Origin of the sequence: Youngimonas ophiurae (nom. illeg.), from assembly GCF_049803795.1 — a bacterium.
Taxonomy (GTDB): domain Bacteria; phylum Pseudomonadota; class Alphaproteobacteria; order Rhodobacterales; family Rhodobacteraceae; genus Thalassobius.
Genome location: NZ_JBNAGJ010000003.1, coordinates 414,906 through 434,923, shown reverse-complemented (window position 1 = coordinate 434,923; position 20,018 = coordinate 414,906). Strand labels below are relative to the sequence as shown.

General features: G+C 63.6%; 20 protein-coding genes. All 20 read left to right on the top strand.

The features are described from left to right. Positions 1–84: 84 nt before the first annotated feature. The 20 genes from ACP15O_RS09810 to ACP15O_RS09715 all read left to right on the top strand — a co-directional run bounded on the left by ACP15O_RS09810 (position 85) and on the right by ACP15O_RS09715 (position 20,010). Positions 85–1,116 (top strand): glycosyltransferase family 2 protein, encoded by a 1,032-nt coding sequence (locus tag ACP15O_RS09810; RefSeq protein WP_425095903.1) that lies wholly within the window; start codon positions 85–87, stop codon positions 1,114–1,116. Then, positions 1,113–1,763, top strand: a complete 651-nt coding sequence (locus tag ACP15O_RS09805; RefSeq protein WP_425095902.1) for a sulfotransferase family protein — start codon at positions 1,113–1,115, stop codon at positions 1,761–1,763. The genes ACP15O_RS09810 and ACP15O_RS09805 overlap by 4 nt, the downstream gene beginning before the upstream one ends. Beyond that, a complete protein-coding gene (locus ACP15O_RS09800; protein WP_425095901.1) occupies positions 1,763–4,093 on the top strand; it encodes a glycosyltransferase family 2 protein in 2,331 nt (776 codons plus the stop codon). Before ACP15O_RS09805 ends, ACP15O_RS09800 begins: the two co-directional genes overlap by 1 nt. Further along, positions 4,094–5,164, top strand: a complete 1,071-nt coding sequence (locus ACP15O_RS09795; RefSeq protein ID WP_425095900.1) for a glycosyltransferase family 2 protein — start codon at positions 4,094–4,096, stop codon at positions 5,162–5,164. 87 nt (positions 5,165–5,251) lie between these two features. Beyond that, positions 5,252–6,205, top strand: coding sequence for a phosphoadenosine phosphosulfate reductase (locus ACP15O_RS09790; protein ID WP_425095899.1), 954 nt, complete (start codon positions 5,252–5,254; stop codon positions 6,203–6,205). A 60-nt stretch (positions 6,206–6,265) separates the two neighbouring features. Beyond that, complete coding sequence (gene pyrC, locus ACP15O_RS09785) at positions 6,266–7,306, top strand: dihydroorotase (RefSeq protein WP_425095898.1); 1,041 nt, start codon at positions 6,266–6,268, stop codon at positions 7,304–7,306. 85 nt (positions 7,307–7,391) lie between these two features. Continuing rightward, positions 7,392–8,072, top strand: a complete 681-nt coding sequence (locus tag ACP15O_RS09780) for an orotate phosphoribosyltransferase (protein WP_425095897.1) — start codon at positions 7,392–7,394, stop codon at positions 8,070–8,072. Between the two features lie 148 nt (positions 8,073–8,220). Beyond that, the gene (locus tag ACP15O_RS09775; protein WP_425095896.1) at positions 8,221–9,705 is read left to right on the top strand and encodes a replicative DNA helicase; all 1,485 of its coding nucleotides are present in this window, start codon (positions 8,221–8,223) and stop codon (positions 9,703–9,705) included. A 159-nt stretch (positions 9,706–9,864) separates the two neighbouring features. Further along, positions 9,865–10,908: an alanine racemase gene (gene alr / locus ACP15O_RS09770; protein ID WP_425095895.1), complete on the top strand. Its 1,044-nt coding sequence runs from the start codon at positions 9,865–9,867 to the stop codon at positions 10,906–10,908. Beyond that, positions 10,905–11,687, top strand: a complete 783-nt coding sequence (locus ACP15O_RS09765) for an MlaE family ABC transporter permease (RefSeq protein ID WP_425095894.1) — start codon at positions 10,905–10,907, stop codon at positions 11,685–11,687. Before alr ends, ACP15O_RS09765 begins: the two co-directional genes overlap by 4 nt. Then, positions 11,684–12,430, top strand: a complete 747-nt coding sequence (locus ACP15O_RS09760; protein ID WP_425095893.1) for an ABC transporter ATP-binding protein — start codon at positions 11,684–11,686, stop codon at positions 12,428–12,430. Before ACP15O_RS09765 ends, ACP15O_RS09760 begins: the two co-directional genes overlap by 4 nt. Positions 12,431–12,552: 122 nt before the next feature. Continuing rightward, positions 12,553–12,981: a paraquat-inducible protein A gene (locus tag ACP15O_RS09755; protein ID WP_425095892.1), complete on the top strand. Its 429-nt coding sequence runs from the start codon at positions 12,553–12,555 to the stop codon at positions 12,979–12,981. 32 nt (positions 12,982–13,013) lie between these two features. Continuing rightward, positions 13,014–14,378 (top strand): DNA repair protein RadA, encoded by a 1,365-nt coding sequence (gene radA, locus ACP15O_RS09750; RefSeq protein ID WP_425095891.1) that lies wholly within the window; start codon positions 13,014–13,016, stop codon positions 14,376–14,378. A gap of 24 nt (positions 14,379–14,402) precedes the next feature. Then, positions 14,403–14,957: a CvpA family protein gene (locus ACP15O_RS09745; protein WP_425095890.1), complete on the top strand. Its 555-nt coding sequence runs from the start codon at positions 14,403–14,405 to the stop codon at positions 14,955–14,957. Positions 14,958–15,122: 165 nt separating this feature from the next. Then, positions 15,123–16,577: an amidophosphoribosyltransferase gene (purF, locus tag ACP15O_RS09740; RefSeq protein ID WP_425095919.1), complete on the top strand. Its 1,455-nt coding sequence runs from the start codon at positions 15,123–15,125 to the stop codon at positions 16,575–16,577. 247 nt (positions 16,578–16,824) lie between these two features. After that, the gene (locus ACP15O_RS09735; RefSeq protein WP_425095889.1) at positions 16,825–17,085 is read left to right on the top strand and encodes a type II secretion system protein N; all 261 of its coding nucleotides are present in this window, start codon (positions 16,825–16,827) and stop codon (positions 17,083–17,085) included. Between the two features lie 62 nt (positions 17,086–17,147). After that, complete coding sequence (locus ACP15O_RS09730; RefSeq protein WP_425095888.1) at positions 17,148–17,705, top strand: DUF2199 domain-containing protein; 558 nt, start codon at positions 17,148–17,150, stop codon at positions 17,703–17,705. Positions 17,706–17,769: 64 nt separating this feature from the next. After that, positions 17,770–18,411 carry an SDR family NAD(P)-dependent oxidoreductase gene (locus ACP15O_RS09725; protein ID WP_425095887.1) on the top strand — a complete coding sequence of 214 codons (642 nt, stop codon included), beginning with the start codon at positions 17,770–17,772 and terminating at the stop codon, positions 18,409–18,411. 166 nt (positions 18,412–18,577) lie between these two features. Then, positions 18,578–19,360, top strand: a complete 783-nt coding sequence (gene surE / locus ACP15O_RS09720) for a 5'/3'-nucleotidase SurE (protein ID WP_425095886.1) — start codon at positions 18,578–18,580, stop codon at positions 19,358–19,360. Beyond that, the gene (locus tag ACP15O_RS09715) at positions 19,357–20,010 is read left to right on the top strand and encodes a protein-L-isoaspartate(D-aspartate) O-methyltransferase (RefSeq protein ID WP_425095885.1); all 654 of its coding nucleotides are present in this window, start codon (positions 19,357–19,359) and stop codon (positions 20,008–20,010) included. Before surE ends, ACP15O_RS09715 begins: the two co-directional genes overlap by 4 nt. Positions 20,011–20,018 lie beyond the last annotated feature (8 nt).

Genomic DNA, 20,018 nt, shown 5'->3' with positions numbered 1-20,018 from the left:
GGGTAAAACGGGACAAACCCGCAGCCGGACCATGGGCAGTACAGTCATGAGTGTGATCAAATCAGACATCACGGGGGCGCAGCGATGCGGATAACCGCCGTAACTTGTGTGAAAGACGAGGGGCCGTTCCTGTTGGAATGGATCGCCTTCAACCGGCTGATCGGTGTCACCGATTTCCTGTTTTATTCCAACGATTGCACGGATGGGACGGATCTGTTGCTGGATGCTTTGGCCCGGCGCGGGATGGTCCGGCATCTGCCGAACCCCGCTCAGGGGCGCAATTACCAGATGGAGGCCCTGCGCCACGCCGCTAAACAGGATGTCGTGCGCGATGCCGATTGGGTCTGGGTGGCCGATGTGGACGAATTTCTGAACATCCATGTGGGCGATCACACGATCCCGGCCCTGATCAGGGCCTGCGGCGATCCTCAGGCGATCTCGGTCACGTTTCAGTTCTTTGCCAATGGCGGCGTCGAAACCTTTCAGGACCGCCCCGTCATCGCGCAATTTCCTCGTACCCATAACCCGGACATCTGGTGCGGTGAGCTGGCGATCGAGGTGAAAACCCTGATGCGGGCCGATTTTCCCTTGCGTTATTTCGGGGCGCATCGCCCGTTTTTCCGCGAGAAGCTGCCGCCGCGCAAACGGCCGCGCTGGACGGACGGATCGGGCCGCGATGTGCCGCACCGTTTTCTGGTGGCCGCCAACCCGCGCCGCATCCGCAAATTCCCCGCCCGCGGGGCGCGCGATTTCGCGACTCTGAACCACTATGCCCTGCGGTCTATGGACAGCTATCTGGTGAAAAACGACCGGGGCGATGTGAACCGCGAACACCGCGCCTTTGATGACACCTATTGGCGCGAGCGCAACGACGCAGGATATGAGGAGCTTTCGATTCAGCGCTATCTGCCGGATTTGCAGGACGCGCTGACCGAGCTGAAATCCGACCCCGAGCTTGCCGCTCTGCACGCAGATTGCGTCCGCCTGCACCGGGACCGTTGCGCGCAACTGCTGCAAACCGAAGAGTTCACGCATATGCGGGCGGCCTTGCAAAACGCCCCCGCCCTGCCGCAAGAAGAGCAAGAGCTGCTGAGCAGGCTGGGGATCCCGGTATGAGCGAGCGGCTGCGCATCGTCAATCTGGGGCTGCCCAAGTCGGGCACGACCACCCTGGCCCATGCGCTGCGGGTGTCGGGGCTGCGGACGGCCGATTACCGCATCCGCAAGCGGCAGACACCGGACAGCAGCCTGCACAATGCCTTTGTCGGGGAACTGATGTATCGCAGCTATTTCAGCACCGGCGACCCGCTAGAGGCCCTGGATCATTTCGATGCGCTTTCGGAAATCAGCACCCTGCGCGAGGGGCATTCGCTGTGGCCGCAGATGGACTGGGGGCTGATTGACGCGATCCGCACACATCATCCGCAAACGCGCTTTGTCGCCACCTGGCGCCCCCCCGAGGCGCTGTCGAATTCCATCATGCGCTGGTCCAACCTGGGCACCGAGCGCCTGCCCGCCGGCCATATCCCCGGTCTGCCGCAGGGCTATGGCGACGATCCGGCTCAGCGTGTGCAATGGATCTGCGCGCATTATGCCCATCTGGAACGGCTGTTCGCCGATGACCCGGACTTTCTGATTCTGGACGTGCAGGCCGGGGACGCCAGGGCGCAGCTGTCGCGCTTTTTGCAACATGAAATCACCTGGTGGGGCAAGGCCAACCGAAACCGTACCGCCCCGCGCCGCAAGCCCAAGGAAACCGTCTGATGCGCCTGTTTGTTCATATCGGTCTGGAACATGTCGGGGCCAGCCGCCTACAGGACGTGCTGGCCGCCAAGCGCGAACAATTGCTGACCAAGGGCATTCTGTATCCGCGCTCGGCCGGGAACAAGAACCACACCCGCCTGTTCATGGCCGTCACCGATGCCGATCATGTGGATCCTTTGCGCCACAATCGCGGCTATACGCAGACAGAGGACCAGCAGCGACTGTATGAAAGCGTCGCGCGCGGGCTGGCGCAGGAAATCGCCACCCATCGGCCGCATACGATGATCCTGTCGGCCAGCCAGCTGGGGGCCTCGCTGGCGCGCCCGTCCGAAATCGCGCGCCTGCACGATCTGCTGTCACCCCTGTCCCAGGACATCCGCATTCTCGCCCATGTGGACGAGCAGGCCCGCCTGCTGGCCCGGCATTACGGCGCTCAGGTGATGGAGGGGCGGGCTGCCTCGCTGGAGCTGGAGCTGGACATGGCCGGATCGGCGGACTGGTGGGACGATGCGCTGCTGGACGGGCATGTGATTGACCCCGACAAAGGCCAGTATCAGGAAACCCAATGCCCCGCCTTCTGGCTGGATTATCCGCGCCTGGTGCACGAATGGGAGACCGTCTTCGGCGCGGATTCGGTGACATTGCGCCCCTATGACGCGGCGCTGTTTTACGGGGAAACCGTCACGCGGGAAATCTGCGAATCGTTTGATCTGGACGTTCAGATTGGCCGGGCTGACAGCGCCCGCCCCCCGGCGCAGCCCTCGGCCGTCACGGTGGCGCGGGCACGGCAGATGAATGCGCTGCTGCTGCGGCTGCTGGCGCGCTCGGATCGGCTGATCCCGCGCAAACTGTGGAAATCCCTGCTGGAGGAAGTCACCTTTGAGGCCCCGCCCATTCCCGCCGGCAGCCTAAGCGCCGTTTCGGACGGGTTTGCCGCCGCGAATGCGCAGCTGTGCCGGGATCACCCGGCGCTGTCGCCTGCGAATTTCACCCCCGACACGCCCAGCGCCCCGTGGGTGGAAAGCCCCACGCAGCTGGGCTATCGCGCGTCGCAATATCTGCTGGCCTTCATGGGGCGGATCGACCGCACCACCCGGTCTGAAAAACGCGCCCGGCGCGAGGCCGTGCAGGAAACCGGCGCCTCACAGGGGACGATCCCCGGTCTTAGCCCCGAAACGCAGGCAATTATGCCGCCGCTGGCCGCGCAGAACTTTGCCAAATTGCAGAAATCCTCGTTCAAGCCGCATAACCGCCTGGGCAAAATCAACGAGGACGTCCCCGGCCCCGCCTATCCCCCCGCGCCCGACGGGACCAACACGCTGATCGTGGGCTGCATGAAAAACGAGGCCCCCTATATCGTCGAATGGGTCGCGTATCACCGGGCCATCGGGGTAAAGAATTTCCTGATCTACACCAATGATTGTTCCGACGGGACCGATCAGATCCTGCACCGGCTTCAGGAAATGGGCGTCCTGCAACATCGCAATAACGATGACTGGTCGGGCAATTCGCCTCAGCAATTCGCCCTGGACAACGCGCTGAAGGAACCGGCCCTGCAACAGGCCGACTGGATCGCGCATATCGACGTGGACGAGTTTATCAACATCCGCTGCGGGGATGGCACGCTGCGCGCGTTTTTCAAGGCCGTGCCCGATGCCACCAATGTGGCCATGACCTGGCGGCTGTTCGGCCATTCAGGCGTGCACGATCTGGCGGATCGGTTCGTGATTGAACAGTTCGACCGCTGCGCCCCGAAATTCTGCCCCAAGCCGCACACTGTCTGGGGGTTCAAAACGCTGTTCCGCAATACCGGCGCCTATGGAAAGCTAAGCTGCCACCGCCCCAACAAGCTGGACGAAAGCGCGGCCGGGCAGGTCAAATGGGTGAACGGCTCGGGGCAGGACATGACCCAGGAGGCGCTCAAGAACGGTTGGCGCAGTTCCAAAAAATCCATCGGCTATGACCTGATCCAGCTGAACCATTACGCGCTGCGCTCGGCCGAGAGCTTCCTGATCAAGCGCCAGCGTGGGCGGGCGCTGCATGTGGATCGCTCGATCGGGCTGAATTATTGGATCCGCATGGACTGGAACGATCACCGCGATCTGACCATTCAGCGCAATATCCTGCGATTGCGGGCCGAATATGACCGGCTGATGGCCGATGACACCCTCAGCGCGCTGCACCGAAAGGGGCTGGCCTGGCACCGCGCCAAGGCCGATGAGCTGCACGCCATGCCCGAATTTCAGGAACTCTACGATCAGGCCCGCGCCTTGAAGCTGAACCAGACCGAGCGCGTCGCCTGGGCCCTGGCCCTGGATATGGAGAGCTAGATGGCCCAGCGGTTCCTGGCCATCGCGTGCCTGCGCAACGAGGCGGCTTTCCTGCTGGAATGGCTGGCCCACCACCGCGCCTGCGGGTTTGGCGAATTTCTGGTGTTCTCGAACGATTGCCAAGACGGGACGGATGCGATGCTGGACCGGCTTCAGGACATGGGGCTGGTGGTGCATAAACGCAATAATGGCCCGTATGATACGCGCGGCATCCAGTTTACCGCGCTCAACCGGGCCTCGGATCTGCCCATCGTGCGGCGCGCCGACTGGCTGCTGCCGCTGGACGTGGATGAGTTCGTGAACATCCATACCGGAGACCGCACAGTGCAGGCGCTGACCGCGGCCCTGCCGCAGGCCACCGCGATCACGCTGACCTGGCGCTTGTTCGGCAATGGCGGTCAGGTCGCCTATGAGGACCGCCCCATCACCGCCCAGTTCACCCGCGCTGCGCCGGAAATCATGCACTGGCCCTGGCGCAGCACCATGTTCAAGACGCTTTATCGCAATGATGGCACCTATGCGCGGCTGGGGGTTCACCGCCCCCGCCGCCCGGATGCAGACCGCCTGCCCGATGCCCGCTGGTTCGATGGCGAGGGGCGCGAGCTGGATCGCAAATTCCGCTCTACCCGGATATTTTCCACCTATGGGCAGGCCAATTACGCGCTGGCGCAGCTCAATCACTATCCGCTGGGCGCGATGGAGAGCTACCTGCTGAAGGCCGATCGCGGCCGCGCTGTGCATTCCGATCATATGCTGGGCATGGATTACTGGGTGGAACGCAACTGGTGCGAGGCGCAGGATCTGTCCATTCAGGCCCTCGCCCCGCGGATGCAGGCCGAACTGGCGGCGCTGAAATCCGATCCCGAACTGGCGCGTCTGCACGACCAGGCGGTGGCCTGGCGCAAAGCGCGGCTGCATGAGCTGCTGCAACGCGAACCCTACCGCGCCCTGATGGGACGGCTGATGATGACGCCCCCCTCGCGGCCGCTTCCGCCGCAGGCGGCGCGCGTTCTGTCACATCACGCCCGGCGCGCAATGGCCCGGCACGATGGCGCCCGCAGAAAGCCCTAGGAATCTCCGCATTTTCGCCCCATTGGACCCGTAGAAAAAAATCCATGATAATGGTCTGCGTTAAAGCGGGCGTTAAGGATGAGTGGTATGACGGACCTGAAGAAACTGCTGCAAACCCCTCTGGCTGGGCTGAAGAAGCCCGCCTGGCTGGGCAAGTTGCAGGAAATTTCCGAGGAAACAGGCTTTTTCGAACCCCTGGGCAAGCGTCATTTCGCGGCCTTCGCGGATCTGGACGAAACCCTGATCGTCACCTTCGAATCCCTGCAAGGCATTCAGGCCCTGTCGGAAACCGCGCAGCCCCTGGGATGGGAAGTCGCGCGCGAACACGGCTGGTCGCATCTGGCGCTGATTTCGGATGGGGACACCTGGTTTCGGGACGAGGCCGTCTATGCCATGTTCGATCAGCTGATCGACGATGGTTTCTTCGAGGAATTCGACCGCGTGGTGTTCTATGGCGCGGGCCCGTGCGGCTATGCGGCCGCAGCCTTTTCCGTCGCCGCGCCGGGGGCCACGGTGCTGGCCGTCCAGCCCCAGGCCACGCTGGACCCGCGCATCACCGAATGGGATGACCGTTTCATCGAAATGCGCCGCACCTCTTTCTCGGATCGCTATGGCTATGCGCCCGATATGATCGACGCGGCTGATCAGACCTATGTGTTCTACGACCCGCACGAGGATCTGGACGCCATGCACGCGGCGCTGTTCACGCGCCCCAATGTGACAAAGCTGCGGATGCCCAACATGGGCGACGCGCTACAAACCGAGCTGTTGACGATGGACCTGCTCTTCACCGTTCTCAGCCAGGCCGGACGCGGCAGTTTCTCGGCGGCTGCCTTTGCCGAACTCTACCGCGCCCGGCGCAATCACCCCTCGTATCTGCGCGGCCTGCTGACCCGTCTGGATGTGCAGGACCGCCCCTATCTGGCCACCATCTTGTGCCGCAACGTGGTGGCGCGGATGCACGCTCCGCGCATTCGCCGCCGACTGGACGCGCTAGAGAAGGCCGCCGCCGAGGGCAAGATCGAGATTCCCGCCGCCTGACACCGATTTCGCGCGCCTACCCACTGGTCCACGCGCCCGGATCGGTGTAATCGCAAAGGCATGAGCACCTCGATCACCATCACACGCCCCGATGACTGGCACCTGCACCTGCGCGATGGCGCAATGCTGCGGGCTGTCCTGCCCGAAACCGCCCGCCATTTTGGCCGCGCCATCATCATGCCGAACCTGGTCCCGCCCGTGGTCACCAGCGCCGATGCCGCCAGCTATCGCGACCGGATCCTGGCCGCGCTGCCCGTCGATATGACATTCGAGCCGCTGATGACGCTCTACCTGACCGAGGACACAGATCCCGCCGACGTCGCCCATGCGTTCGAAACCGGGCTGTGCGCGTCGGTGAAACTCTATCCCGCTGGGGCCACCACCAATTCCGCCTCGGGCGTGCGTAACTTCGACAAAGTCCGCCCCGTGCTGGAAAAAATGGCCGAAATCGGCATGCCCCTCTGCGTCCACGGCGAGGTCACCGACACAGACATCGACATCTTCGACCGCGAGGCCGTCTTCATCGACCGCGTGCTGGACCCGATCCGCCGCGCCACCCCCGGCCTGCGCGTGGTGATGGAACATATCACCACCAGCGACGGCGTAGACTATGTCAAAGCCAACGACACCGATCTGGGCGCCACAATCACCACCCATCACCTGATCATCAACCGCAACCACATCCTGGTGGGCGGGATCAAACCGCATTACTACTGCCTGCCCGTCGCCAAACGCGAATCCCACCGCCTGGCCCTGCGCGCCGCCGCCACCTCGGGCGACAAACGCTTCTTCCTGGGCACCGACAGCGCCCCGCATGTGGACGCGGCCAAGGAAACCGGCTGCGGCTGCGCCGGCTGCTTTACCGCCACCAACACCATGGCCCTGCTGGCCCATGTCTTCGAAGAAGAAAACGCACTGGACACCCTCGAAGCCTTCACCGCGCTCAACGGCCCCGCCTTCTACCGCAAACCCACCAATAGCGGCACCCTCACCCTCACCAAAGGCGCCCCCGCCCAGTGGCCCGCCAAAATCCACTCCGATGACGGTCCCGTCACGGTCTTTGATCCGGGCTTCCCCGTGCACTGGCACGTCACCGCCTAAGCCCTTCTTTGCTCGCCAAATACTCCCGCCGGAGGCGCCCGCACCCACCCAGCGCGCCCCCGGTTCCAACAAAAGGACACCGCAGATGATCCCCGCCGCCTACCCCACCAAAGAGGAAATCGCCCGCCTGACCGCCCGGATGTTGCTGGAAATCAAGGCCGTGCATTTCAACGCGGACGAACCCTTTACCCTGGCCTCGGGCCTGCCCAGCCCCACCTATATCGACTGCCGCAAACTGATCTCTTACCCGCGCATCCGTAGCACCCTGATGGATTTCCTGACCGTCACCGTCATGCGCGAGGCCGGTTTCGAAGCCTTCGATAACATCGCCGGCGGCGAAACAGCGGGCATTCCCTTTGCCGCGATGGTCGCCGAGCGCATGGCTCTGCCCATGACCTATGTGCGCAAGAAACCCAAAGGCTACGGCCGCAACGCCCGCATCGAGGGCGCCATGTCCGAAGGCGAACGCGTGCTGCTGGTCGAGGATCTGACCACCGATGGCGGCAGCAAACTGTCTTTCGTGGACGCGATTCGCGAAACCGGGGCCTCCTGTGGGCACACGGCGGTGATCTTCTACTACGGCATTTTCCCCGAGACCGAGAAAACCTTGGGCGATCATGGCGTTAAACTGCACCACCTGTGCACCTGGTGGGATGTGCTGGCCGAGGCCCGCGCCGCCAAGGCCTTTGATGAGAACACCCTCAAAGAGGTCGAAGCCTTCCTGACCAGCCCCCGCCCCTGGCAAGAGGCCCGCAAAAAGGGCTAAGAGCACCCCAGATATTGACCCGCCAAGCCTTTTTGCCACATGATGCGGTATGGGGATAAGTTGCCAACAGCTTATCCCCAAAAACATACAATTTGCCTGCCCGCAGGCGGATTCTGTATGAACTCCTCCCATCGGGAGACAGGGACAGATGAACGAAATCGCCAAGATCGACAGCGCTGAACAAACCGACGGCACCGATCCGATGCCGCATTCCATCGAGGCTGAGCAACAGCTTCTGGGCGCGATCCTGACCAATAATGACATCTATGACCGCGTGGCCTCGATCATCGGGGCGGGGCATTTCTATGACCCGGTCCACGCCCGCATCTACGAGGTGGCCGCCGCGCGTATCGCCAAGAACGCGCTGGCCAGCCCGGTGACGTTGAAAGCCTTCCTTGAGGATGACGCGGGCCTTCAGGAACTGGGCGGGCCGGCCTATCTGGCGCGTCTGGCGGGGGCGGCGATCTCGGCCTATGCGGCGCGCGATTACGCGCAGATGATCTATGACATGGCGATCCGCCGCGAGCTGATTGGCCTGGGCAACAACATCGCCACCAAGGCGCAGCGCGTGGACGTGGCCTCGGAGCCCAAGGAACAGATCGTCGACGCCGAACAGGCGCTCTATAAACTGTCCGAACAGGGCCAGACCGACAGCGGGTTCGTGTCCTTCCTGAAGGCCGTGACCGAGGCGGTGAACGTCACCAACGAGGCCTATCAGCGTGGCGGCGGCATGGCCGGGATTTCCACCGGGTTGGCCGATCTGGACAAACAGCTGGGGGGGCTGCACCCCTCGGACCTGCTGATCCTTGCGGGGCGTCCGTCGATGGGGAAAACCTCGCTGGCGACCAACATCGCGTTCAACGTGGCCAAGGCCTATAAACGCGGGCTGAAACCGGACGGGACCGAGGGCGCCGTGGATGGCGGCGTGGTGGGCTTTTTCAGCCTTGAAATGAGCGCCGAGCAGCTGGCGGGTCGGGTTCTGGCCGAAGCGTCCGAGATTTCCTCGCATAAGATCCGTCAGGGTGACATGACCGAGGGCGAATTCCGCCGCTTCGTGGAAGCCGCCAAGGAACTGGAGGCCTGCCCCCTGTTCATCGACGACACCCCGGCCCTGCCGATCAGCCAACTGGCCGCACGGGCCCGGCGCCTGAAACGGACGCATGGGCTGGACCTGCTGATCATCGACTATCTGCAGCTGTGCCGCGGCATGTCGGATAACCGGGTGAACGAGATTGCCGAGATCTCGATGGGGATGAAGGCCATTGCGAAAGAGCTGAACATTCCGGTGATCGCGCTGTCGCAGCTAAGCCGTCAGGTGGAAAGCCGGGACGACAAACGCCCGCAGCTGTCGGACCTGCGCGAGAGTGGCTCGATCGAACAGGATGCGGACGTGGTGATGTTCGTGTTCCGCGAGGAGTATTATAAGGAACGCGAAAAACCGGGCGAGCACGAGCTGGAAAAGATGGAAGAGTGGATCGCCGCGATGGAGCGTCTGCATGGCAAGGCCGAGGTCATTGTCGGCAAGCAGCGCCACGGCCCCATCGGCACGGTCGAGCTGGCGTTCGAGGCGCAGTTCACGCGGTTTGGCAACCTGGCCAAGGCCTGGCAGCAGGGGCCGGACGAGGGATATTAAGCCGGGGTTTTGGGGGCTCTGCCCCCGCCCCCCTGCGGGTGGCCCCCCGGAGTATTGGCAGAGCAAAGAAAGCGGCGGGAGGTTGCGCGTTTTGAGCGGCCCTGAGCGGTGGGGGGCGTTTGCGCTTGACCATTTTGGGCACTCTGTCAAAACAGCCCTATGACGACGGCAACATTGACAATTGATTTGGCGGCGCTGGTGGCGAACTGGCGGGCTTTGGATGGTTTAACCGGCAGCGGCGTGGAGACGGCGGCTGTGGTCAAGGCCAATGGCTATGGGTTGGGTGCGGGGCGCGTGGCGCGCAGCCTGGCTCATGCGGGCGCGCGGCGGTTTTTCGTGGCGGTGGCCGAAGAGGCCGCGGCGGTGCGCGAGGCGTTGGGGCCTGGGCCTGAGATTTGTGTTTTCTCGGGGCATATGTCGGGTGATACCGATATGATCCATGATTTGCAGCTGGTGCCGATGCTGAACTCGATTGATCAGATGCTGCGCCATGTAGAGGCTTTGCCGGGGCATCCCTTTGGCGTGCAGCTGGACACCGGCATGAACCGTCTGGGGATGGAGCCCGCCGAATGGGCCGCCCTGCGCGAGATTGCCCTGGCGCAGAATATCCAGCTGATCATGTCGCATCTGGCCTGCGCGGATGCGCCAGAGCATCCGATGAATGCCCAGCAATTGCAGGTGTTTCGCCAGATGACGGATGGGTGCGGCGTGCCTCGGTCCTTGTCGGCGACGGGGGGGATTTTGCTGGGGCCGGACTATCATTTCGATGTGACGCGGCCGGGGATCGGGATGTATGGCGGTTTGCCGTTTCAGGCGGCGCGCCCGGTGGCGCATATCAGCCTGCCGGTGATCCAGATCCGCGATGTGGAGGCGGGCGAGAGCGTGGGCTATGGCAATAGCTGGGTCGCTGGGGGGGCCTCTCGGATTGCGACTGTGGCGGCGGGCTATGCCGACGGGATTCACCGCAGCATGGGGGCGCGGACGGCTCTTTATGCGGGCGATGTGGCCTGTCCGGTGCGGGGCCGGATTTCGATGGATCTGATCGGCGTCGATGTGACCCATCTGCCCGAAGCGCCCAAGACGCTGGATCTGCTGAACGCAAGCCAGACCGTGGACATGCTGGCCGGGAATGCCGGTACGATTGGGTATGAAATCCTGACTTCTTTGGGCGCGCGGTACCGCCGGCGCTATACCAGCGCATGAGCCCGGCTGCGCCTTTGGCGGCCCTGGGGCAGCAGGTTCTGGCGGCTTTGGCGCTGGTGGGGCGGGTGACTCTGTTTGCGGCTCAGACCGTTTCGCATCTGTTCCGGCCGCCGTTTTATGGGCGCGAGTTTCTGCACGCTCTGGTGCAGATCGGCTGGCTGTCCCTGCCCGTTGTGGGGCTGACCACGCTGTTTACCGGGGGCGCGCTGGCGCTACAGATCTACGCGGGCGGCAGCCGCTTCAACGCCGAGGCCGTGGTGCCCTCGATCGTGGCCATCGGCATGGTACGCGAGCTGGGCCCGGTGCTGGCCGGGCTGATGGTGGCCGCGCGGGTGGCCAGCTCGATCGCGGCCGAAATCGGCACGATGAAAGTGACCGAGCAGATCGACGCTCTGGTCACGCTCTCCACCCATCCGATGAAATATCTGACCCTGCCGCGCGTGCTGGCCGCGACGATTGCCGTGCCCGTGCTGGTTGGCATCGGCGATGTGATCGGCATCATGGGCGGCTATTTCGTCGGGATCAGCCGACTGGGGTTCAACGGCGCGGCCTACCTAAGCAACACCGTTGATTTCCTTGAAACATTTGACATCGTGTCCGGCCTGATCAAGGGCGCGGCCTTTGGCTTTATCGTGGCGCTGATGGGCTGCTTTTACGGGATGCATTCGGGCCGCGGCGCGCAGGGCGTGGGCCGGGCAACGAAATCGGCGGTCGTCGCGGCCTCGATCCTGATCCTGGCGGCCAATTACCTGCTGACCGAGGTGTTTTTCTCCGCATGATCGAACTGACAAACGTCCACAAAGGGTTCGGTAACCATCAGGTGCTGCGCGGGGTCGATCTGACAATCCCCAAGGGCACCTCCATGGTGATCATCGGCGGCTCGGGCACTGGCAAATCGGTGGCGCTGAAATGCGTGCTGGGGCTGATCGCCCCCGATAGCGGCACCATCACGCTGGACGGCCAGGACGTCACCAAAGCCGACCGAGACGCCTTTCTCGCCCGTTTCGGGATGCTGTTTCAGGGCGGCGCGCTGTTTGACTCGCTGCCCGTCTGGCAAAACGTCGCCTTCCGCCTGCTGCGCGGCTCGCTGAAACGCCCCAAACACGAAGCCCGCGAAATCGCCATCGAAAAACTGCGCCGCGTCGGCCTGAAACCCGATGTCGCCGACAAATTCCCGGCGGAACTGTCGGGCGGGATGCAAAAACGCGTGGGCCTGGCCCGCGCCATCGCCGCCAATCCCGAAATCATCTTCTTCGACGAACCCACCACCGGGCTCGATCCGATCATGTCCGGCGTCATCAACGAACTCATCCGTGAAATCGTCGTCGAAATGGGCGCCACGGCAATGACCATCACCCATGACATGAGCAGCGTGCGCGCCATCGCCGATAACGTCGCCATGCTGCACGAAGGGGTGATCAAATGGACCGGCCCGGTCAGCCAGATGGACACCTCGGGCGATCCCTACCTCGATCAATTCATCCACGGCCGCGCCGACGGGCCAATAGAATCCGTCCGCTAACGCCTTCTTTCTGAAAGAAATACTCTCGCCGAAGGCGTCCCTGCCCCACCCAAGGTGCCGCCGCCGCCCTTGCGCACACCGCCCGCGCCCCCTAGCTGCATAGCCAAAGGAGACGCCCCCGCATGAAATACCTCAACCTCGCCCTCCTGATCCTCTTTCCCATCGCCTGGTTCGCGCCGCTGTTGCGCGCCGGGCTTTTGCCGCTCTTCGGCCTGTCGGAAATCAGCGTCATCTCGGGCCTGCAAAGCCTGTGGAGCAGCGACGTCTTCCTGGCGCTCATCGTGACAGTATTTGCCCTCTTCGCGCCCTATATCAAAACCATCGGCCTGGCGCTGATCCACTTTGACCTGCTGGACAGGCGCACCCTGCCCGCGCTCAATATCCTGGGCAAACTGGCCATGGCGGACATCTTTTTGATCGCGCTCTACATCACCATCGCTAAGGGCATCGGCCTGGGCACGATCGAGACCGCCTGGGGCCTGTATCTGTTCACAGGCTGCATCCTGGCCTCTTTGGGGATTTCCATCGCTGCCCGCAAGGAACGGGTTTGACCGAGACCGCCCGCTAGGGCATCACTGCGCCCATGGCTAAAACGACATCCTTCTCTTGTACCGCCTGCGGCGCGCGCACGAACAAATGGTCCGGGCGCTGCGATGCCTGCGGCGAATGGAACACCATCATCGAGGACGCGCCCCTGTCCGCCGGCCCATCCAAGAAATCGCTGGGCAACAAACGCGGGGCGGCGATCCAGCTGACCGATCTGGCGACGCAGGAAACGCCTCCGCCGCGCACACAATCGGGGCTGGAAGAGCTGGACCGCGTATTGGGCGGCGGTCTGGTTCCGGCCAGCGCCATTCTGGTGGGCGGCGATCCTGGGATCGGCAAATCCACGCTTTTGTTACAGGCCGCCGCGCGTTTTGCCGGGGCCGGGCTGAAGACCATCTATATCTCGGGCGAGGAAGCCAGCGCTCAGGTGCGGATGCGCGCGCAGCGGCTGGGGCTGACAGATGCCCCCGTGCAACTGGGCGCGGAAACCAACCTGCGCGATATTCTGACCACTCTGGACACGGAAAAGCCGCAGCTGGCCATCATCGATTCGATCCAGACCATGTGGGCCGATAACGTCGAAAGCGCGCCGGGATCGGTCAGCCAGGTCCGCGCCGCCGCGCATGAACTAACCACTTTTGCCAAACGCAAGGGCATGTCGGTGATCCTGGTGGGCCACGTCACCAAAGAGGGCCAGATCGCCGGCCCGCGCGTGGTGGAACACATGGTGGATACGGTGCTCTATTTCGAGGGCGAGCGCGGCCATCAATTCCGCATCCTGCGCGCGGTGAAAAACCGTTTCGGCCCCGCGGACGAGATCGGCGTCTTTGAAATGACCGGCAGCGGTCTGTCCGAGGTGCTGAACCCCTCGGCGCTGTTTTTGTCTGAACGGGGCGAGCCCTCGCCGGGGTCCGTGGTCTTCGCCGGGGTCGAGGGCACGCGCCCCGTTCTGGTGGAGTTCCAAGCGCTGGTCGCGCCCTCGCCGCACAGCCAGGCCCGCCGCACGGTGGTGGGCTGGGACGGCTCGCGCCTGGCGATGATCCTTGCGGTTCTAGAGGCACGCTGCGGCATCCCCTTTGCGGGCCTCGATGTCTATCTGAACGTCGCGGGCGGGCTGAAAGTGTCCGAACCGGCCGCCGATCTGGCCGTGGCCGCCGCGCTGCTGTCTGCCCGCGAGGACGCCGCCCTGCCCAAAGACACGGTTTTATTTGGCGAAATCAGCCTGTCGGGGGCCCTGCGCCCGGTCGGTCAGACCGAAAACAGGTTGAAAGAAGCGCAAAAACTTGGTTTCACCACAGCAATCGCGCCGTCCGGAGGCAAAGCGGGCGGCACGGGTGGCATGGCACTTCGGCAATTCGGGGACCTGACCGCCTTTGTAGGAGACATCTTCGGCGCGGGCTAAGCGCTGATAAACAAGGACGGACTTATGGACGGGTTCACCATTATCGACGGCGTTGTTGCGGTCGTCATCATCCTTTCGGCCCTGCTGGCCTATTCGCGCGGGGTTGTGCGCGAGGCGCTGGCCATCGCCGGCTGGGTGGCTGCGGCCATTCTGGCCTATCTCTTTGCGCCGCAGGTGCAGCCGCTGGTCAAGGAAATCCCGGTGCTGGGCGACTTCATTGCCGACAGTTGCGAGCTAAGCATCATCGCCGCCTTTGCCGCCGTGTTCGCGCTGGCGCTGGTGATTGCCTCCTTCTTTACGCCGCTGTTTTCCTCGCTGGTGCAACGCTCGGTTCTGGGGGGGCTGGATCAGGGCATCGGGTTCCTGTTCGGCGTGCTGCGCGGTATCTTGCTGGTGGCGATTGCCTTCTTTGTCTATGAGACCGTGATCACCTCGCAGCAGATTCCGATGGTGGATGACAGCCGCTCGGCGCGGGTCTTCGCCAAAATGACCGGCAAAATCGAAGGCAGCGACCCCGAAGAGGCCCTGGGCTGGATCACCGCCCAATACGAACAGCTGACCAACGCCTGCGAAAAATGATCTGCGTGAAAGCGCCGCATTCGCATCGCCCCAAGAAATCCAAGACCGCCCGTGCAATTGCCGGGCGGTTCTTTTATGATCCTTTCGTGACAGTCACGCATTCTACCCCTATGTAGGGGCCAAACTGCCAGCCAACGGATTCGGAGCACAGCCTTGTCCAAGCTTATGCCACCCGCTCACCCCTTCGACGATGACAAGCTGAAAGAGGAGTGCGGCGTGTTCGGCGTCGTCGGCGTTGCCGATGCGGCCAACTTCGTGGCCCTGGGCCTTCATGCGCTGCAACACCGCGGCCAAGAGGCCGGCGGGATCGTCAGCCACGATCCCATCGAAGGGTTCAACAGCGCCCGCCGTTTCGGCTATGTGCGCGATAACTTTACCTCGCAATCGCTGATGAAAACGCTGCCTGGGCCGCTGGCCATCGGGCATGTGCGCTATTCCACCGCCGGCTCCAAGGGCGCGGCGATCCGCGATGTGCAGCCGTTCTTTGGGGAATTCTCCATGGGCGGGGCCGCGATTGCGCATAACGGCAATATCACCAATGCCGACGCCCTGCGCCGCGAGCTGATCGAGCGTGGCTCGATCTTCCAGTCTTCTTCGGATTCGGAATGTATCATCCATCTGATGGCCCGGTCGCTGCAACGCACCATTCCCGAACGGATGGAGGACGCCCTGCGCCGCGTCGAAGGCGCGTTTTCCGTGGTCGCCATGACCCGCACCAAGCTGATCGGCGTGCGCGATCCGCTGGGCGTGCGCCCGCTGGTGCTGGGCAAGATCGGCGATGGCTGGGCGCTCAGCTCGGAAACCTGCGCGCTGGACATCATCGGTGCCGAATACGTGCGCGAGATCGAGCCGGGCGAGATGGTCGTGATCAGCGAAAAGCACGGGATCGAGAGCATCCGCCCCTTCCGCCCGCGCCCCTCGAAATTCTGCATCTTCGAACATGTGTATTTCTCGCGCCCCGACAGCATCATCGACGGGCGCTCCGTCTATGAAACCCGCCGCCAGATCGGTGTGGAACTGGCCCGCGAGGCCCCGGTCGAGGCCGATCTGGTCTGCCCCGTGCCCGACAGCGGCACCCCTGCGGCCATCGGTTTTGCCCACGAAAGCGGCATTCCCTTCGGGCAGGGCATCATCCGCAACCAGTACATGGGCCGGACTTTCATCGAGCCGACCGAGCAGATCCGCAACATGGGCGTCCGGCTGAAACTGAACGTCAACCGCGCCCTGATCAAGGGCAAGCGGGTCATTCTGGTGGACGATTCGGTGGTGCGCGGCACGACCAGCCGCAAGATCAAGGAAATGATCCTGGACGCTGGCGCCGCCGAGGTGCATTTCCGCATTGCCTCGCCCCCCACGGCCTGGCCCTGTTTCTATGGCGTGGACACGCCCCAGCGCGAAAAGCTGCTGGCCGCCACCATGACCGAGGAAGAAATGCGCCAGCATCTGAATGTGGACAGTCTGAAGTTCATCTCGCTGGACGGGCTGTACCGCGCCGTGGGCGAGGCCGAGGGCCGCAAGAACGACTGCCCGCAATATTGCGATGCGTGTTTCTCGGGGGAATATCCGGTTGAACCCTCGGATATGATCCAGAAGGGCTTTGTGCTGAAAGCCGCCGAATAGGCCGCGATTGATCCGCCGGACCGAGGGCATTGCCGCGCGCGATGCCCCTTTTTCGTGTGGCAGCGGCGCGTTGAGCACAGGCGCGCTTAAGACAGGCGCGCTTCAGGCAGGCAATTTTTCGCGCCCACGGGCGGCACGGGCCAGCGATTGGCCGCTGATCGGCCCTGTTCTTTCGCATATGGGCCTTTTTTCCGGGGTCCGCCCTCGTCATATGCCGCAACGCAGCAACAATGCGCTGCGTAGCCACATGGATCTTATGACAACGCCCACTCCGCCGCAGGTCGCGCAGGCCGCGACCCAAACCGATATGCCTTTGCCCAGCGGGCTGACTTTGCTGGGCACCCTGATCACCCCGCAAAGCAGCCGCGCGCTGCTGCGCCAGGGCCGACGCACCCGGCAGGTTTCAACAGGGGATCGTATTCAGGGGCATCAGGTGGTCGCGATCACCGAGGGCCGGGTCATTCTGACGCGCAAAGGCGCGCAGAAAACGCTCAGCCTGCCCGAATAGCGCCGCTTGCGCCTCTGCATCTGCGCCCCTACTGTGCCCCCACCCTGCAAGAAGGCCCTGATATGTCTCTGTTGTCTCTGGATGCCCGCTGGCGCCGTTTTAACGATGAAACCCGCGCCTGCCCCTGTTGCGGACGGCGGTTTTCGGGGATTTACGACATCGGGTTCGATCATCCCTCGGACTGGCCGCATGGCGCGCGCGCGGATGCGCCCTTTGTCAAGGAAGGGGCCGATCAGCTGTCGCCCGATCTGTGCCGCACCGGAGAGGCGCGATACCTGCGGGTGGTGCTCAGCCTGCCTGTGCAGGGCGCGGATGAGACCGTGCATATCACCCCCTGGGCGCAGGTTCCGCCCGACATGTTCTATGCCTATTTGAACAGCTGGGACGATCCGGCCGCGCCTCTGCCCGCCGAGGCCGAGGTGCTGCTGGCCAATCCCCTGCCCGATCTGGAGGCCGAGGTGCTGCGCCTGCGCTTTCCCCGCCCCGATCAGCGCCCTCAGGCCGTGGCGATGGGCGGCACGCTGGCCTTGGCGCAGGCAAACGGGATCAGCTTCGATCAACTGCTGGATCTCTATGCCGCTTGCGGGGATGACATTCGCCCGCATCTGATGCGCGACTGAATGCGCGCGGGCGGCGGCCCGAATCCGCTTGACCCGCTGCGGATTTCGGCCCAAACCCGGCACCATGACACAGAAAATCGCCCTGATCACCGGAGCGTCGCGCGGCCTGGGCGCAGGCCTGGCCGAGGCGCTTTGCCAGACCCACCATATCGTTGCCGTCGCCCGGACCACCGGCGCGCTGGAGGAACTGGACGACCGAATCCAGGCCAAGGGCGGGCAGGCCACGCTGGCCCCGATGGACATCACCAACAAGGACGCGATGGCGCAGCTGTGCCGCTCGATCTATGACCGTTGGGGGGCTGTGGATGTCTGGGCGCATACGGCGGTGCATGTGGCCCCGCTGGCACCCGCGAATTTCGTCGATCAGAAGGATTGGGAAAAATCGGTGGCCTGCAATGTGTCGGCGACCGGGGTGCTGATCCCCTATATCGCCCCCTTGCTGGGCGAGAGCGGCACCGCGCTGTTTTTTGAGGACGCGCGCGCCGGGCAGAAGTTCTTTGGTGCCTATGGGGCCACGAAGGCCGCGCAGATCGCCATGGCCCGCAGCTGGGCCGCCGAGACCGCCCGGACCGGCCCCAGGGTGCATATCCTGACCCCCGAGCCCATGGCCACGGCCACCCGCGCGCGGTTTTTCCCGGGAGAGGACACGGGCGTGTTGGCGCGGCCTCAGGATGAGGCGAAACGGTTGCTGGAGGCGGTTGCGTAGCCGCAAAGGGGCGCTGCCCCCGCCGCCCTTTGGGCGTCTCCCCCGGAGTATTGGCTGAGCAAAGAAGCAGGGCGCGCGCGGCGTTTGCCCTGGGGCGGGTATGATGCTTGCTCTGGTTTCGGGGGGCGGCTAGTAAGGGAGAAAGAGCGGTAAGGGCGGGTTTATCATGCGTATTTTGATCACCAATGATGACGGCATCAATGCGCCGGGCCTGGAGGCCATGCATGAGATTGCCAGTGAGCTGGCCGGGCCGGAGGGGGAGGTCTGGACTGTGGCGCCGGCCTTTGAGCAATCGGGCGTGGGCCATTGTATCAGCTATACCCATCCGATGATGCTGTCCAAGATGGCCGAGCGGCGCTATGCGGCCGAGGGCAGCCCGGCCGATTGTGTGCTGGCCGGTCTGCACCACGTTCTGAAGGAAAACCTGCCCGATCTGATCCTGTCGGGGGTGAACCGGGGCAATAACTCGGCCGAAAATGCGCTGTATTCCGGAACGCTGGGCGGGGCGATGGAGGGGGCGTTGCAGCGCATTCCCTCGATCGCGATGTCGCAATATATGGGGCCGTCGATTTTTCATGCCGACGATCCGTTCGAGGCAGCGCGGGTTCATGCCCCGGCTTTGATCCGCAAATTACTGGCCAGCTGGCCCGAGGACACCGCGGGGTATCGGCTGTTTTACAACATCAACTTTCCGCCCTTTGACGCGCGGGGGGTGCGCGGGGTGAAGATCGTGCCGCAGGGGTTTCGCGAACACACCCGGTTTTCCTGTCAGCCGCATCTGTCGCCCTCGGGGCGGCAATTCCTGTGGATCAAGGGCGGCGATCAGCACAAACCCACCGCGCCCGAAACCGATGCGGCGGTCAATCTGGATGGCTATATCTCGGTCACGCCGATGCGCGCCGATCTGACGGATCACGCCCTGCTGGCCAAGCTGAAAGAGCTGGAATGATCGACGAAACCGCAGACGCCACACGCAAGATGCAATTCCTGTTTGCCCTACGCTCGCGCGGGGTGACGGATGCTGCTGTGCTGTCCGCGATGGAGAAGATCGACCGCGGCCTGTTCGTGCGCGGCCTGTTTGCCGAACGCGCCTACGAGGATATGCCCCTGCCCATCGCCTGCGGCCAGACGATCAGCCAGCCTTCGGTGGTGGGGCTGATGACGCAGGCCTTGCAGGTCAGCCCGCGCGATAAGGTCATGGAGGTGGGCACCGGATCGGGCTATCAGGCGGCTGTGCTGAGCCAGCTGGCCCGGCGCGTCTATACCGTGGACCGTCACCGCCGCCTGGTGCGCGAAGCGCGCGAGGTGTTCGATGCGCTGGATCTTGCCAATATCACCGCCTTTACCGCCGATGGCAGCTTTGGTTTGCCCGATCAGGCGCCCTTTGACCGCATTCTTGTGACCGCTGCGGCCGAGGATCCGCCCGGCCCTCTCTTGGCGCAATTGAAAATCGGGGGTATTATGGTTCTGCCTGTGGGCCAGTCGGATACGGTGCAAAGCCTGATCCGCGTGCGGCGGCTTGAAGGCGGATTTGACTATGATGAATTGCGCCCAGTCCGCTTTGTACCCTTGGTCGAGGGGCTGGCGCGGGACGAGTAAATCGGGCA

What these genes read in the sequence shown, in the direction of transcription:
- ACP15O_RS09810 (WP_425095903.1), top strand. Translation starts at nt 85, where the DNA reads ATGCGGATAACCGCCGTAACTTGTGTGAAAGACGAGGGGCCGTTCCTG.
- ACP15O_RS09805 (WP_425095902.1), top strand. Translation starts at nt 1,113, where the DNA reads ATGAGCGAGCGGCTGCGCATCGTCAATCTGGGGCTGCCCAAGTCGGGC.
- ACP15O_RS09800 (WP_425095901.1), top strand. Translation starts at nt 1,763, where the DNA reads ATGCGCCTGTTTGTTCATATCGGTCTGGAACATGTCGGGGCCAGCCGC.
- ACP15O_RS09795 (WP_425095900.1), top strand. Translation starts at nt 4,094, where the DNA reads ATGGCCCAGCGGTTCCTGGCCATCGCGTGCCTGCGCAACGAGGCGGCT.
- ACP15O_RS09790 (WP_425095899.1), top strand. Translation starts at nt 5,252, where the DNA reads ATGACGGACCTGAAGAAACTGCTGCAAACCCCTCTGGCTGGGCTGAAG.
- pyrC (WP_425095898.1), top strand. Translation starts at nt 6,266, where the DNA reads ATGAGCACCTCGATCACCATCACACGCCCCGATGACTGGCACCTGCAC.
- ACP15O_RS09780 (WP_425095897.1), top strand. Translation starts at nt 7,392, where the DNA reads ATGATCCCCGCCGCCTACCCCACCAAAGAGGAAATCGCCCGCCTGACC.
- ACP15O_RS09775 (WP_425095896.1), top strand. Translation starts at nt 8,221, where the DNA reads ATGAACGAAATCGCCAAGATCGACAGCGCTGAACAAACCGACGGCACC.
- alr (WP_425095895.1), top strand. Translation starts at nt 9,865, where the DNA reads ATGACGACGGCAACATTGACAATTGATTTGGCGGCGCTGGTGGCGAAC.
- ACP15O_RS09765 (WP_425095894.1), top strand. Translation starts at nt 10,905, where the DNA reads ATGAGCCCGGCTGCGCCTTTGGCGGCCCTGGGGCAGCAGGTTCTGGCG.
- ACP15O_RS09760 (WP_425095893.1), top strand. Translation starts at nt 11,684, where the DNA reads ATGATCGAACTGACAAACGTCCACAAAGGGTTCGGTAACCATCAGGTG.
- ACP15O_RS09755 (WP_425095892.1), top strand. Translation starts at nt 12,553, where the DNA reads ATGAAATACCTCAACCTCGCCCTCCTGATCCTCTTTCCCATCGCCTGG.
- radA (WP_425095891.1), top strand. Translation starts at nt 13,014, where the DNA reads ATGGCTAAAACGACATCCTTCTCTTGTACCGCCTGCGGCGCGCGCACG.
- ACP15O_RS09745 (WP_425095890.1), top strand. Translation starts at nt 14,403, where the DNA reads ATGGACGGGTTCACCATTATCGACGGCGTTGTTGCGGTCGTCATCATC.
- purF (WP_425095919.1), top strand. Translation starts at nt 15,123, where the DNA reads ATGCCACCCGCTCACCCCTTCGACGATGACAAGCTGAAAGAGGAGTGC.
- ACP15O_RS09735 (WP_425095889.1), top strand. Translation starts at nt 16,825, where the DNA reads ATGGATCTTATGACAACGCCCACTCCGCCGCAGGTCGCGCAGGCCGCG.
- ACP15O_RS09730 (WP_425095888.1), top strand. Translation starts at nt 17,148, where the DNA reads ATGTCTCTGTTGTCTCTGGATGCCCGCTGGCGCCGTTTTAACGATGAA.
- ACP15O_RS09725 (WP_425095887.1), top strand. Translation starts at nt 17,770, where the DNA reads ATGACACAGAAAATCGCCCTGATCACCGGAGCGTCGCGCGGCCTGGGC.
- surE (WP_425095886.1), top strand. Translation starts at nt 18,578, where the DNA reads ATGCGTATTTTGATCACCAATGATGACGGCATCAATGCGCCGGGCCTG.
- ACP15O_RS09715 (WP_425095885.1), top strand. Translation starts at nt 19,357, where the DNA reads ATGATCGACGAAACCGCAGACGCCACACGCAAGATGCAATTCCTGTTT.